The 2,314-nt window shown below is 42.3% G+C and carries 1 pseudogene; it reads left to right on the top strand.

The features are described from left to right. The first annotated feature begins 552 nt into the window (after nt 1-552). Nucleotides 553-2,228 (top strand): annotated as a pseudogene (gene ltrA / locus P7J49_RS11495) (group II intron reverse transcriptase/maturase). Nucleotides 2,229-2,314: the final 86 nt, after the last annotated feature.

Below are 2,314 nucleotides of genomic sequence, written 5' to 3'. Positions count from 1 at the left end.
GTGCGACAAGAAGTCGTGTTGTAAATTGCTAGTTTAGCTACTCTATCCATTTGGGGTAATCCTACCACAGCCTGCTTGACTGGTAACGGTTATGTTGGGAAGCCTGTGGGACAATATGGAAAGTCTGATAGCCTAAAATCGGATGGACTGTTAGGATAAGAATACTATGGTGAACAGACGTGAACCATCGCAAGAGTCGTTACAGGGACTAAGTGAAATAAGGCTGATACACTTACACCAAAAGGTACGGAGGAGGTCATTGGGGCTTTCATAACCTGATGACAAATGGACACATTCTTCCCGGCTCAAAGATGGCACCTAAGGTATTCACAATTATTTATAACACGGAACTTGGTAAGCCCTATGTATTCCTTTTAATCGATAGAAGGTATTGAACTCGTAAGAGGGATAGACGATACAGAGGGTAGAGGAAAGGATAAAAAGCGAATGCTCCAACTGTAATGGTAGGAGATAGGGGTTCAAACTTTGCCCTGACCTGAAAGGGTGCAGACTTATCCTATGGTATTTCATGACAAAAATGGAGGTAAACCTATGAATGATAAACATTCAACGACAGCACCAGCTGAGAAGTTATCACACAAGCAACTGCTTGCGAAACAATGGAAAAGCATTGATTGGAAGAGAGCAGAACAAGAAGTGAATAGGCTACAAATCAGGATTGTCAAGGCTACTCAAGCCAAACACACTAACACAGTGAAGAGACTTCAATATTTACTAACCCATTCGTTCTATGCCAAGGCACTTGCCGTTCGTCGAGTAACGACTAACAAAGGCAAGAAAACAGCTGGTATAGACGGTGAACTATGGACGACACCTGCTCAAAAGATGGAAGCTCTCCTGTCCCTAACGGATAAAGGCTACAAAGCCAGTCCGTTAAGACGGGTTTACATCGACAAAAAGGGGAAAAAGAAGAAACGTCCATTAGGGATTCCGACTATGTATGACAGAGCCATGCAGGCACTCTATGCTTTAGCACTAGAGCCTGTCGCAGAGACAACCGCGGATACTAAATCATTCGGCTTCCGAAAAGGAAGAAGCTGTCAAGATGCTTGTGAATATATCTTCACAGCACTATCACGGAAAGCTTCTCCTCAGTGGATTTTAGAAGGCGACATCAAAGGCTGTTTTGACAACATCAGTCATGACTGGCTCTTAGAGAACATTCCGATGGATAAATCTATCTTAAAACAATTCCTTAAAGCAGGTTTTGTGTTCAAGGGTGAGTTATTCCCAACGGAAGACGGCACGCCACAAGGCGGTATCATTTCGCCTATCCTTGCCAATATGGCACTCGATGGATTACAACAAGTCTTATCAGATAGATTTCATACCAATCGTTTAGGAAAAATTGACCTTCGATTCAAGAATAGCCATAAGGTCAATCTTGTCCGTTATGCGGATGATTTTATCGTCACAGCTGCGACACAAGAAATTGCATTAGAGGCTAAAGAATTGATTAGAGAGTTTCTGCTTGGACGAGGCTTAGAGCTGTCAGAGGAAAAGACATTGGTAACTCATATCAACGATGGTTTCGACCTACTTGGTTGGAATTTTCGGAAGTACAAGGGGAAATTGATTGTAAAACCATCTAAGAATTCTATTCAAACTGTTATTGGTAAATTCTCAGAAACCATCCTCAAGCGAGGAAAAGCATGGGAGCAAGAAGTCTTAATCATGAAACTAAATCAACAGATAAGAGGATGGACAAACTACCACCAATCCGTGTGTGCTAGTGAAGCCTTCTCCTATCTGGACTATCATTTATACGAATTATTGTGGCGATGGGCAAAACGTCGTCATCCAAAGAAAGGCCAGTGGTGGGTTTCGACCAAGTATTGGCATAGAAGAGGCAATCGAAGTTGGGTATTCGCTTCAGGCGATAAAGAACTCATTCGAGTTGACCATACTGCTATCGTCAGACATACAAAAGTCAGAGAAAATGCCAATCCTTACTTGGATATAGACTATTTTGCTCAACGAACCTTTAATCATGGTATGAAACGGTTGACAGGTCGTTTTAAACTTGTTTGGAAGAAACAAGACGGATGCTGTCATCACTGTGGACTCCCGATGGAACTTGGAGAAGATAGAGAAAAATTTTCTTTAAAGTTCCAAAATCAAAGGGAGGTGTGGAAGAAGTTGATAATATGGCTTATGTGCATAGCTACTGTCAGCGACTATTTATTGAGAGCCGCTCGAAAGAGTGATGAAATGCTTGAGCCGTATGAGGGGAAACTCTCACGTACGGTTCTTAGAGAGGAAGGTGGTAGTAATACCACTAACCTACTCGACT

The sequence above is a fragment of the Streptococcus suis genome (genome assembly GCF_046032515.1).
Classification (GTDB): Bacteria; Bacillota; Bacilli; order Lactobacillales; family Streptococcaceae; genus Streptococcus; species Streptococcus suis_AL.
The sequence above is the reverse complement of the archived record's forward strand: the minus strand, read 5'-3'. Positions and strand labels throughout refer to the sequence as shown.